Annotated in this window: 18 protein-coding genes; 9 read left to right on the top strand and 9 right to left on the bottom strand. The window is 47.3% G+C overall.

The window, feature by feature from the left end; translation table 11 throughout:
* Positions 1 to 117 precede the first annotated feature (117 nt).
* The 3 genes from AXFE_RS21205 to thiE all read left to right on the top strand — a co-directional run bounded on the left by AXFE_RS21205 (position 118) and on the right by thiE (position 2,419).
* Entirely contained in the window at positions 118 to 633 is a 516-nt protein-coding gene (locus AXFE_RS21205; RefSeq protein ID WP_082058542.1) for a prepilin-type N-terminal cleavage/methylation domain-containing protein, read from the top strand.
* A gap of 591 nt (positions 634 to 1,224) precedes the next feature.
* Positions 1,225 to 1,806, top strand: a complete 582-nt coding sequence (locus tag AXFE_RS06340; protein WP_052605055.1) for an HhH-GPD-type base excision DNA repair protein — start codon at positions 1,225 to 1,227, stop codon at positions 1,804 to 1,806.
* Positions 1,796 to 2,419 (top strand): thiamine phosphate synthase, encoded by a 624-nt coding sequence (thiE, locus tag AXFE_RS06345; protein ID WP_052605056.1) that lies wholly within the window; start codon positions 1,796 to 1,798, stop codon positions 2,417 to 2,419. Before AXFE_RS06340 ends, thiE begins: the two co-directional genes overlap by 11 nt.
* A 34-nt stretch (positions 2,420 to 2,453) precedes the next feature.
* Here the strand turns inward: thiE and AXFE_RS06350 are convergent, their stop codons facing one another.
* The 3 genes from AXFE_RS06350 to AXFE_RS06360 form a co-directional block, all read right to left on the bottom strand.
* Positions 2,454 to 3,215: a hypothetical protein gene (locus AXFE_RS06350; protein ID WP_052605057.1), complete on the bottom strand. Its 762-nt coding sequence runs from the start codon at positions 3,213 to 3,215 to the stop codon at positions 2,454 to 2,456.
* A gap of 102 nt (positions 3,216 to 3,317) precedes the next feature.
* Positions 3,318 to 3,680 carry a carboxymuconolactone decarboxylase family protein gene (locus AXFE_RS06355; RefSeq protein WP_052605058.1) on the bottom strand — a complete coding sequence of 121 codons (363 nt, stop codon included), beginning with the start codon at positions 3,678 to 3,680 and terminating at the stop codon, positions 3,318 to 3,320.
* A 202-nt stretch (positions 3,681 to 3,882) separates the two neighbouring features.
* Positions 3,883 to 4,998 (bottom strand): acyl-CoA dehydrogenase family protein, encoded by a 1,116-nt coding sequence (locus AXFE_RS06360; RefSeq protein ID WP_052605059.1) that lies wholly within the window; start codon positions 4,996 to 4,998, stop codon positions 3,883 to 3,885.
* A 170-nt stretch (positions 4,999 to 5,168) separates the two neighbouring features.
* Between AXFE_RS06360 and AXFE_RS06365 the strand changes: the two genes are divergently transcribed.
* The 5 genes from AXFE_RS06365 to sufU all read left to right on the top strand — a co-directional run bounded on the left by AXFE_RS06365 (position 5,169) and on the right by sufU (position 9,301).
* The gene (locus tag AXFE_RS06365; RefSeq protein ID WP_052605060.1) at positions 5,169 to 5,789 is read left to right on the top strand and encodes an MBL fold metallo-hydrolase; all 621 of its coding nucleotides are present in this window, start codon (positions 5,169 to 5,171) and stop codon (positions 5,787 to 5,789) included.
* A gap of 277 nt (positions 5,790 to 6,066) precedes the next feature.
* Complete coding sequence (locus AXFE_RS06370) at positions 6,067 to 6,657, top strand: nitroreductase family protein (protein ID WP_052605061.1); 591 nt, start codon at positions 6,067 to 6,069, stop codon at positions 6,655 to 6,657.
* A gap of 58 nt (positions 6,658 to 6,715) precedes the next feature.
* On the top strand, positions 6,716 to 7,462 hold the full coding sequence (sufC, locus tag AXFE_RS06375; RefSeq protein WP_052605062.1) for a Fe-S cluster assembly ATPase SufC: 747 nt from the start codon (positions 6,716 to 6,718) through the stop codon (positions 7,460 to 7,462).
* A 5-nt stretch (positions 7,463 to 7,467) separates the two neighbouring features.
* On the top strand, positions 7,468 to 8,733 hold the full coding sequence (locus AXFE_RS06380; RefSeq protein WP_235347671.1) for an aminotransferase class V-fold PLP-dependent enzyme: 1,266 nt from the start codon (positions 7,468 to 7,470) through the stop codon (positions 8,731 to 8,733).
* A 100-nt stretch (positions 8,734 to 8,833) separates the two neighbouring features.
* On the top strand, positions 8,834 to 9,301 hold the full coding sequence (gene sufU / locus AXFE_RS06385; RefSeq protein WP_052605063.1) for a Fe-S cluster assembly sulfur transfer protein SufU: 468 nt from the start codon (positions 8,834 to 8,836) through the stop codon (positions 9,299 to 9,301).
* Between the two features lie 732 nt (positions 9,302 to 10,033).
* Here the strand turns inward: sufU and AXFE_RS06390 are convergent.
* From AXFE_RS06390 to AXFE_RS06400, 3 genes are all read right to left on the bottom strand, one after another.
* Complete coding sequence (locus tag AXFE_RS06390) at positions 10,034 to 11,257, bottom strand: phosphodiester glycosidase family protein (protein WP_052605064.1); 1,224 nt, start codon at positions 11,255 to 11,257, stop codon at positions 10,034 to 10,036.
* Positions 11,258 to 11,362: 105 nt separating this feature from the next.
* Positions 11,363 to 12,964, bottom strand: a complete 1,602-nt coding sequence (locus AXFE_RS06395; RefSeq protein ID WP_052605065.1) for a sensor histidine kinase — start codon at positions 12,962 to 12,964, stop codon at positions 11,363 to 11,365.
* A gap of 531 nt (positions 12,965 to 13,495) precedes the next feature.
* Entirely contained in the window at positions 13,496 to 14,161 is a 666-nt protein-coding gene (locus AXFE_RS06400) for a response regulator transcription factor (RefSeq protein WP_052605066.1), read from the bottom strand.
* A gap of 174 nt (positions 14,162 to 14,335) precedes the next feature.
* Here AXFE_RS06400 and AXFE_RS06405 point away from each other — a divergent pair, with 174 nt between their 5' ends.
* Positions 14,336 to 14,527 (top strand): ferredoxin, encoded by a 192-nt coding sequence (locus AXFE_RS06405; protein WP_052605067.1) that lies wholly within the window; start codon positions 14,336 to 14,338, stop codon positions 14,525 to 14,527.
* 739 nt (positions 14,528 to 15,266) lie between these two features.
* Here AXFE_RS06405 and sufC (AXFE_RS06410) read toward each other — a convergent pair.
* Genes sufC (AXFE_RS06410) through sufD form a run of 3 tightly spaced genes read right to left on the bottom strand, consistent with a single transcriptional unit; the run spans position 15,267 to position 17,619 of the window.
* Positions 15,267 to 16,028, bottom strand: a complete 762-nt coding sequence (gene sufC, locus AXFE_RS06410) for a Fe-S cluster assembly ATPase SufC (RefSeq protein WP_235347673.1) — start codon at positions 16,026 to 16,028, stop codon at positions 15,267 to 15,269.
* The gene (locus AXFE_RS06415; protein WP_052605068.1) at positions 16,010 to 16,327 is read right to left on the bottom strand and encodes a non-heme iron oxygenase ferredoxin subunit; all 318 of its coding nucleotides are present in this window, start codon (positions 16,325 to 16,327) and stop codon (positions 16,010 to 16,012) included. The genes sufC (AXFE_RS06410) and AXFE_RS06415 overlap by 19 nt, the downstream gene beginning before the upstream one ends.
* Positions 16,327 to 17,619 carry a Fe-S cluster assembly protein SufD gene (gene sufD, locus AXFE_RS06420; protein ID WP_152625906.1) on the bottom strand — a complete coding sequence of 431 codons (1,293 nt, stop codon included), beginning with the start codon at positions 17,617 to 17,619 and terminating at the stop codon, positions 16,327 to 16,329. The genes AXFE_RS06415 and sufD overlap by 1 nt, the downstream gene beginning before the upstream one ends.
* Positions 17,620 to 17,682 lie beyond the last annotated feature (63 nt).

A 17,682-nucleotide genomic window follows, 5' to 3' on the forward strand; every position in this document is an offset into this window, starting at 1 on the left:
ATAGATCTTAAAGGAAGTTCTAAGGACTGACGATAGATCTCGCAAGATGAGGAGGATCAATCACCACCTTCAATCTCTTTGAGCAAGGATTATCGAGCAAGGAAGTTCGACAAGAAGATGAAAAGGCGCTTGGCGGCTGCCAGTAGACTTACCGATATTCAAGACGGATTCACCATGGTGGAGCTGATGGTCATAGTCTTGATCATTGGAATCCTAGCAGCTATCGCCATCCCAACCTATCTTGGCGTTTCAGCATCCGCGCAGAATAAACAGGCGGAAGCCACTCTTAGAAATGCATTTTCGGCCGAGAAGATCTACTTCTTCCAACACAACGGCTACAGCTCTATCAACGCCACACAGTTGGCCAAGATTGAACCTTCTCTGAGCTATGTCGACGCCATAGCCCCCAGTAAAGTAAACGAAGTAGACGTCTGGTATGCCACTGGAGGCGTTCCACATGGAACCTACGCGCCCGAGTGCATAACTACCTACTCTCAAACCGGGAATTATTATTCTATCTATGACAACGGCGGCACATCTATGGCGCCTATTCAATACCTAAAATCTACCCAAATGCCCACCACCTGTGGAGGAAGTGGGTGGTCGACCACAACAACAGCTGCTGGCTGGTAGCGAGAGCGTCTTCATTTTCAGAAAAAAGCCACACCTTTGCGCTATCGTTCCGGGAGATTACATGGAATTGAACCATCCTCATCTCCTGAATTGCCCGTATTACCCGTACAATCTCTAGCGCGCACATCATCAATGTCGCCTATTTGAAGTCACGACCCTAAGTACTCAGAAGCACTTAAAAACTGGCCACCCCAACCAAGTGATTGCACCTTTAGCCAATTTACGACAATCACCTCGAAGAGGCAGAAGGTCTTGGTCGATTATCTAAAATCACCAAAAGCGGCTTCTTTATATCTCCCTTCGTCCTAGAAGATCATGGTAATAAAAGATCACACAAGCTACGAAGAAAAGGTAAATCGAACCCAAAAAACCTCCCCGAAATCGATCTATCATCGACGCACCTGTGGATCAACAGACCTCCATTCCAACCAAGACGAAGTCAATAGCCCCCTTTTGTGGTACCTCCTTTCATGAACCAACCGGAGTTGCCTGACTAAAGATTTATGCGAAGAGCAAGTCTTTGTGATCCAGTGAGCAACTAACTTATAAAACAACAACCTAACCAGTCGAGACCTTCTCACAAGGAACCATATGCCTTTTTATATTGCAGCAGAAGAAAATGCCAATTTATTACTGGATCAATCCCCGCTAGCGCTACTCATTGGTATGGTTTTAGATCAACAAATACCAATGGAGCGGGCCTTCTCGGCACCGTACCTCCTTCAAGATCGACTCGGGCAACCTCTCGATGCGCAATATATTGCCACCATGGATCCCGAAAAGCTTCAAGAACTATTTTCAATCAAGCCCGCGCTACATCGGTTCCCATCAGCAATGGCTAAGCGAGTCGCAGAGGTGGCAAGGCTAGTTGCCGTTGATTACAATAACGACGCAGGAGCAATTTGGAATAACGCAACTTCTCCAAGCGACCTCTTCAAACGCATCTGCGACCTCCCTGGCTTTGGGATCGATAAGACCAAGATCTTCATAGCACTCCTAGGCAAACAGGTTGGAATAAAGATAGATGGCTGGCAGGAAGTATGTCAACCATTCGGAGAAGAAGGTACCACTATAAGCGTCGCGGACATTATCGATGATGCGACATTTGCTAGTGTGCGCCAATTCAAGCAAGAGATGAAGCTGGCCAAGAAGGCGAAGACCGATGAAGTTTGACTATTCCGATAGACGGCTATATCTGTGCATTGGGATCTCAGAGCAAGTCCGCGACGTTGTGCGTGCCGCCATCGACGGTGGGGTTGATGTAGTACAGCTGCGCGAAAAAAATGCTGAAGCTCAGCCAATCATTGAGACCGCCTTAGCCTTAAAGGAGATATTAACGAGGAACGACATTCCATTTTTTATCAACGATCGTGTAGATATTGCCAAGATAGTAGCATCAGATGGAGTTCACCTAGGTCAAGGTGACATATCCCCTACCCAAGCGCGGACAATCTTAGGGCCCGAAACAGCCATAGGCAGGTCAACCCATTCAGTAGCCGAGTGCCAAAGGTCGCTCGACGAAGAGATAGCATACATCTCAGCTGGCCCCATCGAAAAAACTCCCACAAAACCATTGAGAGATCCCGTTGGAGTGGACTATGCGCAATATGCCATAAAGACATCCCCGCGACCGGTTTTTATCACAGGTGGGATAACACCGGAAAAAATCCACGAGTTAAGTCCTTTGGGTATCTCCCACTTTGTCGTAGTGCGATATATCACTCAAGCAAAAGATGCATTTCTTTCAGCAAAAAAACTAAGGGACGCTATCGACCAATATTGGTAGGAGTCCGGTTTGTCGCTTAGTCCAAAATGGCTAACTACTCATCTATTCGTGCGATCCAACCAACCACAAGGGCCAACAGTCGTGGGTCTGCTCTTAGACTTTCGCCACCGGCTGAGATGAAGTGTAGCTCACCGTGACCTGCCACATCCTCAACCAGCTTGCGTAGGTCGTTGGCGTCTATCGCATTGTCGTCACCACCTTGAATAATCAACCAAGGAATGGTAGATAGGCTCTGCACGCTCAAGCTGGGGTCAATCGCATGAAATTCATTCTCCCAGCTTTTGATCATCTCTATTGATCCAGGCACACCAACCCCGAGACTCTCAAGTTGATCGGCCAATTCATAGACGGAAAGGCCATAGGGAGGAACGGTCGGAATAGTGGACACTGTGACGACACCTTGCAGGTCACGGATCTCGGCCGCGGCGGCCAAAACTGGAATCGTAGCCAACTCAAAGCCAACCATAAATACACGATCTACGTGCATTTCATCTCGAAAATATGAAACAGTATTCACGAGGTCCTGGCGCCACGTCAAAGGCGAGAAAGCACCCTGAGAACCACCCACACCGGACAAATTAACTACCGCCACCATACACCCCGATGATGTAACTAGACGTTGCTGAAAGTTATCCAGATAGAAGTCGACCTCGACTCCGGAAACTCGTGGAGCGGTGGGAGCACCATAGGCTAAAATCAGTGCCCTTGGGGGAGGAAGATTGTCCATTTTGGACTTAGAATCCTCTACCACCGATACATTCAGGCGTTTTCCACCCGATGGAATCTCAATAATCACAGAGTCAGCCTAAATTCATACCCGAAGAAGAAAACCGATATCGTCGCATGTTAGAAGTTGAAGTATAACCCCGATGGAAATTCCGCGTATCGTCCATTAACCTTAATCAACCTGGGGAGTGTAAAACTCATTAAAAGCTTGCCAAGCTCGAGGGCCATAAACAGTACCCGGACCCCCTAGCATTAGAATCGTAACTCCAACCATCTCGGCGACCTCTTGAGGGGTCACGCCCTTTCGTGCGGCCCCTCGCGCATGCGAGGAGATACAACCGTCACATTCGCGGGCAATCGCGATAGAGAGAGCGATCAACTCCTTGTATTTAGCTGGCAACTCTCCCTCTGCCATCGCAGCTCGAGAGAGATCAGCGAAGCCCTTCCATACATCTGGTGTAAGTGCCCGCAACTCCTTTGCCGGAACTGAAAGATCCCTCGAGAGACTCTGATAATGGCCATGGCTTTCATCCATGTAGCACCTCCAACTTTTGACTTAGCAAGATTTATCAATTCCAATATCAAAAAATTTTCATATCAGAAATAACTTTTATGGCAAATCTATCAAAAATCTAAATAGATAAATCATCTGCTAAATACCAAGATCTTGGCGGGCCACACAAAAGGGTCCCGCCAGTAGATCACCATCTCACCGATTAGTTCAAGCAAAAAGCGGACTAAAGACCTATCTTTTGTGCGAGACGTTCACGATGATAGGAAGAATCCCCAAATAGCAACTGGGAAGCCTTTGCGCGCTTGAAATAAAGATGTGCGTCGTGCTCCCATGTGAAGCCAATTCCACCGTGAATCTGGATATTCTCAGCGGCAGCTTTGAAATAGGCATCTGAACAGAATGCCTTCGCCAAGGGAGCTGAAATCTCAAACTCTTCATTTTGCTCACTCGCCGCCCACGCTGCGTAATAGGCTGCCGACTTTGCTGATTCAACCTCGAGAAGTACATCAGCACACTTATGCTTTATCGCCTGGAAACTTCCAATCGGTCGCCCAAATTGGATTCTGGATTTAGCGTAATCCACAGCCATCTCCAAACAACGTGAGGCACCTCCAACCTGCTCGGCCGCCAAAGCGACTCCAGCTAGATCGAGAGTTGTTTCAATTGCTCTAGCAGATGCACCTTGAGTGCCAATCAACCGCGCTGGAGTACCATTGAACTCTATTGTGGCCATCTTTCGGGTTGAATCCAAGGTCACGATGGGAGTTATAGTCATGTTGGGGGCATCGGACTCTACAACAAGCATTGAAATGCCATCGGTGGTGCGAGCCACAACAATTATCTTGTCGGCGATGCTGCCATCAATCACATAACGCTTCTCGCCATTGATAACCCAAGACGAGTCGATAGCTGTAGCCGTCGTCGAGATCCCATCCAGATCCCATCGACCATCCCCTTCGGTGATAGCCAAGGTTACCAAGGTCTCACCAGAGGCAATCGAAGGAAGAAGATCGGCCTTTGCCACCTCATCATCACTTTGGAGAATCGCATTTGCTCCAAGCGCAACACTAGAAAAATAGGGGCCGCAAAAAAGCGCCCTGCCCATCTCCTCGAATACAACAGTCAACTCGAGTGGGCCAAATCCAGCGCCACCAAACTCTTCTGGAATCGCTAAGCTGCAAAGGCCCAGCTGATTATTTAAGATATCCCATACCTCACGGTCATATCCCTCTTGCGTCTCCATCTGCGCTCTGACGCTAGAAGTTGGCGATTTATCTTCCATAAAACGCCTAACCGACTTACGCAACTCTTCCTGTTCTTCAGAAAATGCGAAATTCATCTCATCCCCATTCGTAGGCTTCCTATAAAACCATTTGATGCCAAACCAAAACCCAAATCTAGCCAAAGTTCAATACAAATGTGTGGTAATTGCTAATTGAGACCTAGATTTATAAAAACACTACCACATGGTCCAAAGTATCGACATTGAAAGAGTGCAGGAATAAAGCCATGACACCATCCCTTATCAAGCTCTATCAGGACTCCGCCTTTAACTTATACAAATGCGTAGTAGGTCCACTTGACAACAACGTCTACATTCTGCAATGCCGCGACAGTGGCGAATCAGTCCTTATTGATGCAGCAAATGAAGATGACTACCTTCAACAGCTTTGCGAAACCTATAACGTTCGAAATGTTCTAGAGACCCATGGCCACGATGACCATATCGCAGCGGTGCCAGCGCTTAGAGATGCGGGGTATAACGTTGCCATCTCCGCCCAGGATTCATCCATGCTCAAATCTTACGACCAAATATTAATTGATGAAGCTATCATCACCATCGGAAGACTCAAGGTAGAGGTTATTCACACTCCCGGCCACACTCCAGGCTCCTTAAGCTTTCACCTTCAAGATAGCCCACTACTTTTCTCTGGAGATACATTATTTCCAGGAGGACCCGGCGCTACACACTTTCCTGGAGGTAACTTCCAAGAGATAATCAATTCAATCGAACGAAAGCTATTCGCAAGATTTGACGGAACAACGATAGTATTACCCGGTCACGGTGAAAATACCACCATCGCAAATGAAGCTCCAAATCTCAACGAATGGATCTCAAGAGGCTACTGACCCAAACCGCCAATGACCCTATCAATTCATGCACAGTCTGACAAAGCGAACAAAAGGTTACGGGTCGTTTACGAAAAGGTTAATTTCGCCAATGAAATTTCGATAGTCGCATTCACATAAAGTCGCAAAAGAATAACAGTAATAAAATTGTAGGTAACAATTAAAATTCGCTCGAAAATCTTAAGATAAGGCGTATATCCTAACTAACTCATAGAAACAACCCTGATTTTCGAATTAGCCCTTAATTACGCACCGATTTCTACTAAAGAAGGAAACATTGAAGACCGGTAATAACGCTACAATAGCAACAATATTCAATCGACGATCGAGTGGCAAACTCAACCCACCGGGACCAAGCGAAGCAGAATTGATTACAATACTTCGAGCCGGAGCTGCAGCACCAGATCACAAATTGACCAGACCCTTTTGGTTTATCGTCTTTGAAGGTGACGCACGCCTTGAATTCGGAGAAGTCTTAGCCGAATCTATGACTCGTCGCAGTTTAGCCTTAGGCATCGAACCAACTCAAGGTCAAATCACAAAAGAAAAGACAAAATTCCTAAGAGCACCCCTAGTCATTGCGGTCGCTGCCAAAAAACACCCCGAGATAGTCCTACCCGATGAAGAGTTAATTTGCGCCGGTGCCGCAGCCGCACAAAATATGCTACTAGCAGCAACTTCTTTCGGCTACGGTTCGATGTGGCGCAGCGGCGATGTCCTCTTTGATCCATTCATAAAAGAGGCGCTCGGATTAGCAAAAACAGATTATCTTATAGGTTTCCTCTATTTTGGATCCTACAAAGACGGTATCGCCCCAGAGCCAAACGATCCGGAACTAAGCGATATCGTATCGAAGTGGGAGTCATAGGTATTATTACTATCTAGATAGGGAAAATATCTACCAACAGCCACTATTATTTAAAAACATGGCTTTCCCTCTCTTCGAACTTCGCGATCTACACGTCAGCACTGACGATGACAAAGAAATCCTCAAAGGCGTGAACCTCACGATACCCATCGGTGAGGTTCACGCGCTCATGGGACCAAATGGCTCAGGAAAGACCACTTTGGCCTCAGCCCTTCTGGGTCACCGAGGGTATCGCATAACCTCGGGGTCGATCTTGTTCCACGGTGAAGATATCACCGAATGGAGTACTGACGCCCGAGGAAAAGCCGGGATCTTCCTAGCATTTCAATATCCTGAAGCCATTAGCGGCGTCTCGGTAGTGCAGTTCCTACGCCAGGCCATGAGTGCTCGTAGAGGGGTAGATGTATCGGCCCTTGAAGTACGCTTTGAAATGCTCGATTGGATGGATCGCCTTGGAATGGACCCGTCCTTCGCTGAACGTTATCTAAACGAAGGATTTTCAGGCGGCGAAAAAAAGCGCAATGAAGTCCTCCAGCTTGCCCTTTTGAATCCCGATTTCGCAATATTAGATGAAACCGACTCGGGCCTCGATATCGACGCACTTAGAGTCGTATCTAGAGGTATCAATGAAGTGCGCTCAATCAATCCGAATCTGGGAGCCTTATTAGTAACGCACTACCAGCGTTTTCTCGACGAGGTACATCCAGATAAAATTCACATCCTTATCGATGGAAAGATAATCGCTAGTGGTGGCATGGAGATCGTAGAAACCCTAGAAATAAGCGGCTACGAAGGATGGAGATAACACAAATGGGGACTCTACCGGAGATGCCGAATTTAAATGAATTGAGTTTCGATCCAAAGGTAATCAAAAAAGATTTCCCCATATTTTCCCAAAACCGAGATAAGCCGCTTGTCTTTTTAGATTCCGGAGCATCTTCACAAAGACCCACGTCAGTACTAGACGCCATGGACGACTACTACCGCACCACACACGCCAACGTCCATCGGGGAGTTTACGCTCTAGCTGAAGAGGCGACAAACCGCTATGAAGCCGCCCGCCTAAAAATCGGTAACTTTATAGGTGCGCCCAATCCATCCAAAGAGATTGTCTTCTCAAAGAACTCAACCGAATCACTAAATCTAATTGCCAATTCGCTTGGTCACGGTTACTTGCACGCAGGTGACAAGGTCGTCCTAACCAAAATGGAACACCACGCTAATCACGTTCCCTGGATCATGCTTGCATCTTATCTTGGTATAAAACTAGAATTCATCGACCACGATGAACAAGGTCGCCTTATCCTAGATAACTTAGATCAAACATTAGATGGCGCCAAAGTCGTATCGCTCACTCTCGCCTCAAACGTGCTAGGAACGATTACTCCTTTTAGTCAGATAGCTCAAGTCGCTCACAGTTATGGTGCAATTGTCGTTGGGGATGCCTCTCAATATGTGCCACATATGCCCTTAAACGTAAAAGAGCTTGGTGCTGACTTGGTAGCATTCACTGGTCATAAGATGCTCGGACCAACAGGTGTTGGCGTGCTATGGGGAAATCTCAAAACCCTTGAATCGATGCCGCCCTTCTTAGGAGGTGGCGACATGATCGCCGATGTACGCCTTGAAAGCTATACCCCTAATGAACTTCCATATAAATTTGAAGCGGGGACACCACCAATCGCTGAAGTCATTGGCTTAGGAGCAGCCGTTGACTACTTGAATAATCTTGGTATGCAAAATATCGCTAATCACGATCGAGCAATAATGAAGATTGCTCTCGAAAAAATCAATGATCGCTTTGGAGACACCATCAAGATTTATGGTCCAAAAGACTACAAGGAGCGCTCCGGCTGCATCTCGTTTAGCTTTGAAAACGTGCACCCCCACGACATATCACAAATACTCGACCTCCATGGCGTGTGCGTACGAGCTGGCCACCATTGTGCAAAGCCATTGATGCGTGAATTGGGTGTAGCAGCAACGGCTCGAGCCTCATTTCATATCTACAACGACGAAGATGACGTCGACGCACTGGTAGAGGCGCTTGCCGAAGCACAGCGCTACTTTAGCTAATCATAAAAGCCACCCGCCAAAGGCAATCACCCAAAAGGGGCCATTGCAATACGACGATTAGACTCTTAATCGATAAATTTTGAATGAAGGTACGAAGGAAATGCAGGGATTAGAGGATCTATACAGGGAGATCATCCTTGACCACTACAAGAACCCAAGAAATTCAGGAACATTGGAATCGCCACCGGCACTGAAGAATGAGGGTTACAATCCGCTATGTGGTGATGAAGTTACCATCTATGTAAATTGGGATGGTGACAAGATAGCCGATATAAAAATGGCTGGACAGGGTTGTTCGATCTCTCGCTCCTCAGCCTCGCTTATGACAATCTCCGTAAAAGGCAAATCCTTAGAGGAGGCCCGGGGAGTAATTAAGACCTTTAAATCTCTACTATCTCTTGCAGATGATCATGAAACAGTAGAGATTCAAACCAACGAAGACCTAAGGGCTCTAGGCGAACTAGCCGCGCTTCAGGGTGTGGTGAAATTCCCAGTTCGCATCAAATGTGCGACCCTCGCTTGGAACACATTTTCTCAAATTCTAGATGAGATAGATGCGACCATTTAACCCTAGGCGGCTTAGTCATTCCTAAATAAGGTCTATGGCCACCGAATACACCCAACCAACTGAAATACCTAAATTCATTGGAAAAACTAAAAATAAATGCTAATCAAAGGTGGCTAAGGACTAAGATAACTTTGCTCTTGTCTCCGATAAGTTTGGCTATTTCGAGACAGCTGTGTCCTTGGGCTCCTAATTTCTAATCAATTCATTGATGGCCTAACCTTTGGCATTTGATGACTCCCGGGTGGTTTTGAACGTTCCAATATAAGGCTTACTGGGGTGGTCAATTTAATGTTACTGGCAACAGATACACCCCAATTGGCCCGGAAATAAAAGTCCGAGTCGGCACATCTCCAATCCGTCAAACGTTGGTCGCTAGATCAACGTAAGGCATACACCCCAGGTTCACGGTCGCAAGGCCAGAGCCCAAAGTAGCACCCCGAACCGGGTCCTGTCTGATTTATCTCAGACCAGCGCAAGCCAATAACTAGCAACCTCACCTACCAGTATCAATTCCTCGATACCCGACCAGATGTTCGTGGTGGCGTGATGGACGGCATGTGAGGCAACCTCAACCAAACGATAGGGGCCAGAAGCCACGTCCGTAAAGGCAGGGAGGGTTCGAAGCCGTGACTAGAACCCAGATAGTTCACGAGTAAAACCACGCTAAAGCCGAAAGGCTGGAGCTAAAATAGCTACATTGCAACCAACGTAGCTATCTCGCTCGGTATAATTTCAACCAGCTGGCACGCTTGAGGTTGTAGATGACGATGTCTGAGGAATTACATGCCCATTTGCATCCGTAGGCCGAGCAAAGGCGGCAATAAAGTCTCGAGCGGTACCTTCAAAGTAGCGAGCAGGCGGCCGCAGCATATTGTAGACCAGACGGGATCCATTACTAGGTAACGCTAGACCGTTATTTGTCGATGGATTGAAATAGAAGAAGTTGGTCCAAGTGGAGTTGATATCCATCTCCATAGCGCGAACGGCCCCTGCCCTAATGAGAATGTTCGCCAAGTTGGCAGTACTAAGACCCGCTCCTGCTGCATAGATTATCGCTCCGTTAGCCGTCACACCGACTCCAGACCGCCAAACCAAAACAGCATTCCCAACAGTTGCCCCCCAAATGAGAAAGTTATTGGAGTAGACCGCAGGATTAACTTTCCCATTATCGACAATCAATGATAGATTCTGTCGCACAGACGCCACATCTGAAGTTAGCGTCTGATCTCTACCCCACTGCACGACATTGGCAGTACCATTTTTATAGATTACAAAAGACGCTGCGCCATTTACTAACGGATAGACCTGACGACCCTCAGAATACCAGCCGCCCTTGGCATCCTGCATTCTAAAGCCCGCGTTGAAGGCAGCGACCAAGCTTTGCTCTTCTGTCGTGGAAAATGGGGCCATGTAGGTCCATGGTCCATGACCTGGCTCTGCCGCCCCTGCAAAAAGGGTAAACGAGAGCAAATTCGGATCCATCCATGCCACTCCAGCCACAAGGGATGTATAGACCGTAGAAGGACGAATGGTCGTGGTGTAAAGACCAGCCACCCCGCCGATCAATCTACCCTGAGGCTGCCAAACGCCTTCTCCAGCTATAGACGGAGATACGAATGGAACCAAAGATTTAGGTGGGGGCAGATGGGCAGGACCCTTAGCTATAGTTGTAGTCGTAGACTTCGTCACCTTGGCAATCGCCCCGGCTGGTGGTTTGCCACCTACTGGTGGCTTGTTGTGGCTATACCAGAAGTTCTCTGCATAGCGAACAATAGAAGCTCCACCGTGACCACGAATCCACTCAACTGTCTTTACCCCCAAGCTACTACTACCAGGGGCAGTAAGGGCTGTTCCATAAGACCACGCTACGGTGGATATGAGAATTGCCCCAACTAAGACTATTGAAATTCTAAAATATCTTGGTCGAAAACGTCTACGGCTATAGGTTCTTTGCATTATTCCACTTCTCGCTAATTTCTATTAGCTGAAAATCTTCATACCGACTGTAGCTGATTCAATAAAAGCCACAGGGCAAAAACTACCTACTACAACATAAATGGTCTACGTATGAATTTGCTGAATTGACTCAACATCAAGGTCTGCAAAGTCTGGATCTATAGGAAGATGCAGTATAAACTCCGCTCCCCCTAATTCAGCAGGTTCAGCCGATACTTCAATTGTACCCTGATGAAGTTCAACCAACGCAGCGACGATCGACAGACCTAGCCCTGACCCGCCACTAATTCGCGCGCGATCTTCATCAACCCTGTGAAACCTCTCGAAGACTTTCTCTCTCATCTCAGGTGCTATGCCCGGCCCATCGTCTCCGATGCGTAACTCAACGCTAGCCTCTCCATGGTAATCAATAGTTCTTAGACCAATCGAAATCGTAGATCTCGAATGGCGAGCAGCGTTTTCGAGTAAATTCCGGATGACACGTATTATTTGATCCCTATCTGCCCTAACTCGCGCCGCGCTCACCCTAGTGGCATCCACGATCTTCTGATTGTGGATTCGAACCCGTCGAGCCTCTGCGGAGATAATCTCATCTAGATCTACCGACTCTAGGGATGGTCGAATCACCTTTTCGTCGAGCTTGGCCAAGGTCAACAAATCTGCCACAATCCGCTGCATTCTCTGAGCTTCATCCAGCGCTGCATTCAAGGACTGAGGTATATCGGTGGCTTCTGGATGCAAAAGCGCCACCTCAAGTTCGGCCCGAATCGACGATATGGGACTTCTCAGCTCATGAGATGCGTCAGAGACGAACTGACGTTGACGCTCAGTCGAGACCTCAATTCGATCGAGCATTGCATTCATCGTAAAAGCAAGGGCCGCTATCTCATCTTTTGTTTGTGGAACAAAGACTCGCCGATGCAGATTGGAACCGGAGATATCGCTAACTTCACTTCTGATCTTCTCAACCGGAGAAAGAGCTAGTCCTGTAACAAACCAAACGATCAATCCAACCAGTATCACCAAAAGTGGAAAGACAACAAAGAGCGACGTCTCAATAGCATTAATTGACTGTTCTCGCGAGGCTAACGAAGCCCAGACAAAGACATAGACCTTAGCGCTAGCAAGCTTTTGATTCCCTGCGGCAGGACCTATCTCCTTTTTTGTAGTAAGAACTGGAGTCTCAGATCGCTCTGGAAGTCCTATATCCGGAGTAGCTCCCGATGAGAACTTCACAATACTGAGTCCCTCGCTTGAAACCGGAACTGCAGCACCTACTATAACTCCGTTTGAATCACGAACAAAACGGCGATGAAGATTCGAAGCTGGAGGCGTATAGGTCAAGTTGACGGCACCTTGAGCCGGCGGAATCTTAGTGATTGGACCCAATCCGCTAAAATTTCCAGTTGATGCTACTACGCGTCCCTGGGAATCAATGATTTGAACTCCCAAATCTCCCCGAGGAGCCGGCAATGGATTAAGAATATCCCTGCTGTGGAGCATAATAGATACAGTACCGAGCTCCGTGCGAGCTAAGTTCATGGCCGCCTGATCGAAGGCATCTAACGTATTACGAAGTAATACAACTCCAGCCAAAAAAAGGGCCAGAGAGACTACTAGAACTGCCGCAAACGTTGTCCGTGCACGTACGGACCTATAAAAGGATCGAGTCTTAGCCTTAACTTCGTTTTGTATCTTTCGATCCATTGCCAGCTTGACACCACTTTTTCACACACGTCTAGATGACTTTTCAAAACAAATCAACCTAGAGCCACCGAGCTACGACCTCCCCAAAAAAGAGATGGATCCCAGCTACGGAATCAACCAACTCTAAACCAAAAAAACACATTGGCACGTAAGATCTAAAACAAAAAATATAGTCAACATCCAGAAAGCGCCAACACGCTCAGAAAGTCAGACCTGCACCAAAGACAAAGCTCCAGGTCTCTAAATCAAGCCACAGCGCAAACCGTATCCGCGGTAAAAAAGCGTTGACTAAAAGCTCCAGCGACGATAAGCAACAGAATCCATACAGATGCTAACGGATGAAGATCGGCTGAACTTTAGGTGAGATGACGCCTGAGACCTGTCCTGGATATAACGCCCAGGGATCATTGGGCTACTTTTAAGCGCAAACCTCCCTGAATGTAAACTGTGATTTAAAGCCAGAACGCAAATCACCGACAAAGACGAAACACACAAACAAACAGGCCAATCGAAGTGCGCCAAGCAGGCAAATTATGATATGACATAACCAGCTCCTCGAATAGTTCGAATTGTCTTTGTTCCAAATGGTGCATCGATCTTCTTGCGCAGATATCCGACATAGACCTCAACGATGTTTGAGTCACCTTCGAAGTCATAGTCCCAAACGTGCTCTATGATTTCAGATTTGGTCAACACCTCGCCTTTTCGCCGAAGCAAAAGCTCGAGTAAAGAAAATTCTCGAGATGTCAGTTCAATCTCCACCAAACCACGGCTCACTCCATGGCTCGCTGGGTCAAGAATCAAATCATCGACGCTCAACTGGGCTGGCCGAGAAGGCGATGACCGCCGCAGCAGGGCCCGAATCCGAGCTAACAATACTGTAAAAGAAAATGGCTTCGATAAAAAGTCGTCAGCGCCGGTATCTAATGCCTCGGCCTCATCGAGTTCTCCATCCTTTGCAGTTAGCATCATTATCGGGCACCAAATCTCAGATTCACGAAGCATTGCACATAGCTTAAATCCATTGATCCCGGGCAACATAATGTCAAGAAGGATCACATCATATGGGCTCTCCTTGGCTAGTCGCAAACCTTCAGTTCCACTATTTGCTATATCGACTGCGAAACCCTCAGCCTGCAAGCCACGTCGTAACGCCTCGGCGAGCCTTACCTCGTCCTCAACAACCAGCAGCCGCATATCACTCACCTAACCTAAAATCTGGCACCAAGATTATCAAGAACCCACCGACATTATAAGTAATCTTCATGAAAGCTAACAAAGAGTCAAATTTATAAATCGGCAAAGGTCTATTCTCACTTTGAAAAATAGGCTAACCTTTGGTTTTAGATCACATCAACCAAGGAGCTTTCAATGAAAGTAGAAGTCGACTTTGAAAAGTGTCAGTCAAATGCAATTTGCATGCGAATTGCGCCAACAATCTTTGAAGTTAGAGAAGACGGATATCTCTACGTTCTAAACGATACACCAGACGAAGAACTTCGCGAAACATTGATCGAAGCGGTTGAATCGTGTCCGACCCAAGCGCTCTCGATCATAGGTTGAAGATGATCCACCAAAGATAACGCAATTTAGACGATAACCAACTAGGCAATTTCAAAAGCCACACGCTTGAGGTGCTCAAATCAACTTCATTTGTTCAGGCTGTAATCACCTCGAACTCTAGCGAGCCTTCAAATATGGCAAGTGGTAACTGCATTGGTCCAAAGCGCCTACTTTGCCCCATCATTAGAAACACGTGCCCTATGTGTTACCTGCTGTATCTAATACCTAAAATCTTACCGCTAGAACCCCAAGCGAAAATACTTGCCATTTTATCTAGAGTCCAGTTGCAAAGGCCGAGTGAAATCGGGCTAATTATGGCGAAGAGAGATACCTCTAGCTGCTGACATCCCTGACCAAGGGCCATGGCCCTTGGGGATCAAAATTCTGAGGACAGCCAGTCGCCCTGGATAGATTTCGTCCAAAGCAAAAAGAAATGATTTCAGAAGCGACCAACAAAGACGATACAGATATAGAAGATTAAACGAAGAAGGAGGCGCTATGCGCCTCCTTGACTTCCCCCATCCAGAAAAAGCAAGCGCCTGGAAATCCCCACTACACTGACCAAACTCCCCCAAGTTGCTTTCGCACGGCCTGTGAATTTCCTTGCGCTTCACTGAGAACCAGTATACACACCAGTGACTTAAGTCACAAATCACTAAAGGTAGAAACCTCTAAAAAAAATTAAAATCTGATGAAATTATTGCCGCAGGGAAGGATTTATCAGCCACAAAGAGGAATTTCACCTCTTTTTTGGACCATAACCTGTTCGTTCAAGCTCGAAAGCCAACTCCGGACCACCGCTACGATTTATGTGTCCATCTTCAAAGACGTGCACAAAGTCAGGCTCGAGCTCACGCAGAAGGCGGGAGTAATGAGTGATGACAAGTACACCTAGCCCCTCTTCCTTAACCATCAAAGCGATACGGCGAGAGACGTCACGCAGAGCATCAATATCTAGACCGGAATCGAGCTCGTCCAAGATCGCAATCTTCGCGCCGAAGGTAGCCAGCTGAAAGGTCTCGGCCCGCTTTTTCTCGCCACCAGAAAATCCAACGTTTACACTTCGCGAAAGAAGCTCTGGCGAAAGACCAATTGCAACTGCCTCTTTACTTAAGTCTTTAGCAGCCAACCTAGCTTCGTCCAAATTCAGCTCACGGGCAAGGTCATCAAAGCTCACGCCCACCAGTTCGGGAGGGTACTGGGCAATCATGAACAACCCAGCCCGGGCCCTTTGGTAGGTCGGAAGATTAGTAAGTTCCAAATCATTCAAAAAAATCCCGCCAGAGGTCACCACATATGGATTCTTTCCCATGATGGTAGATGCAAGCGTCGTCTTGCCTGAGCCATTAGGGCCCATTATCGCGTGGACTTCGCCGGCCTTTATAGTCAAATCAACGCCCTTGACTATCTCTTTGTGGTCTATCTCAATATGAAGATCCACAAGGCGCATGACCGAATCTACTGAGGTCTTGGCAGCTATCGTCATTTGATTGTCACCCATAACTTTCCATCTTCTACGTGAACGTCATAGACGGGCACAGCACGCGTTGCAGGTAGCGTAGTGGGCTTGCCTGTGACAAGAGAGAAAGTACTTCCGTGCTTCCAGCACTCCAGTTCCTTCTCTTGCGAATAGACTTCACCTTCGCTCAATGCATAATCTGCGTGGCTGCATTTGTCTCCAATGGCATAAAAATCATCGCCTATTCTGACAATTGCTATTCGATGACCACCGACCTCGACGCTTCGCGCCTTTCCGACCTCGAACTCTTCAACCGTTCCAAGAGCGATACTATCGTGCATTACAAGGTCTCCCTCAATTTGATATCAACCAATTCATTGATTACCTCAACCGCCTCTGACGAAGCGATCCCCTCCATAATCTCGTTGAAAAACCCCTTAACGATAATCCGCTTGGCACGTTCTGGGTCAATTCCGCGAGATTCCAAATAAAAGACCATCTCTGGATCGATCGGTCCTACTGCTGACGCATGCGAACATCGAACATTGTTCTCTCTGATATCCAAATTTGGCACCGAATCAGCGCGCGCGCCTTCAGAAAGCACGAGGTTTCGATTTGTCTGAAAGGCATCGGAACGCGAGGCGCCCTCTTCAATGCGGACTAAACCAGAGTATACCGAGTGCGAATTCTCCGAAACTGCCCCTTTGAAGAGCAACTCCGAAAAGGTATTTGGAGCATGATGATCCTGGAGAGTGCGAAAGTCTAGCATCTGGCTACCGCTTGCAAAATAAGCAGCCTTCAGGTAGGCCTTGGCATCGGCTCCATCCAAGTGGCTCTCCGCGCGAACACGAGCGTAGCTACCGCCAAAGCTAAAAACGCCAAATTCAAGCTTGGCATGATCGCTAATGCGTGCCGAGCAGTTGGCAACGATATAACCATCTTTAGAAAGGTCTTGAATCTGATAGTGATAGAGGTTGGAGCCTGCCCCTAAGCAACTAAGAAAGTTTGCCCCTACGAAGGAGACAGAAGGCTCCGAAGATATGAACTCAATGACATTTGCTTGGGATCCATCTCCCAAAACCACGACAACGCGTGGCAAAAACGCCACATCCTCACCAGGCACCCTGTAGCTTATGACTATCGGTTCATCAATCTTCGCATTGTCGGCAATCGATATGACGTAATGATCTTGCGAGTACGCCAAGGAGTATGCAGAAAAAAAGTCGTCCATCAATAGATACTCGTCCCAATGAGGTTTTGTTATATCAGAGATATGAGAGACACTGAGAACCTCAGAGTTTTTAGCCTGGTCATAGATGTCCAAAGAACCTGGAGCAACTTCTAGATACAGTGAAGAAGATGCCACGAGAGATGCTTTTAGGCCATCTAATAGCGGTGGAACTCCATCGAATAGCTTGATTATTGGCTTTGAAAGGCCAACTCTTAACGAGAGTGAAGTCAAATCCTCAACTCTCGAATAACGCCAAATCTCCTCGCTGGGAGCTGGAAAGCCAATTTCGATCGCCTTTTTCCGGGCGTCCTCCCGAAGAGAGGTTAGCCAAGAGCCATCCCCTCCTAAAACAGTCTGGTTTTCAAGTTCGAATGCTTGGACGCTGCCAATTTCGCTCGACACGGTCACCTCGATCGCAATTTCAAAAATAATTTCTCCTATCACGATAGTAGAATCCCAATTGGA

It is taken from the genome of Acidithrix ferrooxidans (assembly GCF_000949295.1).
Taxonomy (GTDB): domain Bacteria; phylum Actinomycetota; class Acidimicrobiia; order Acidimicrobiales; family Acidimicrobiaceae; genus Acidithrix; species Acidithrix ferrooxidans.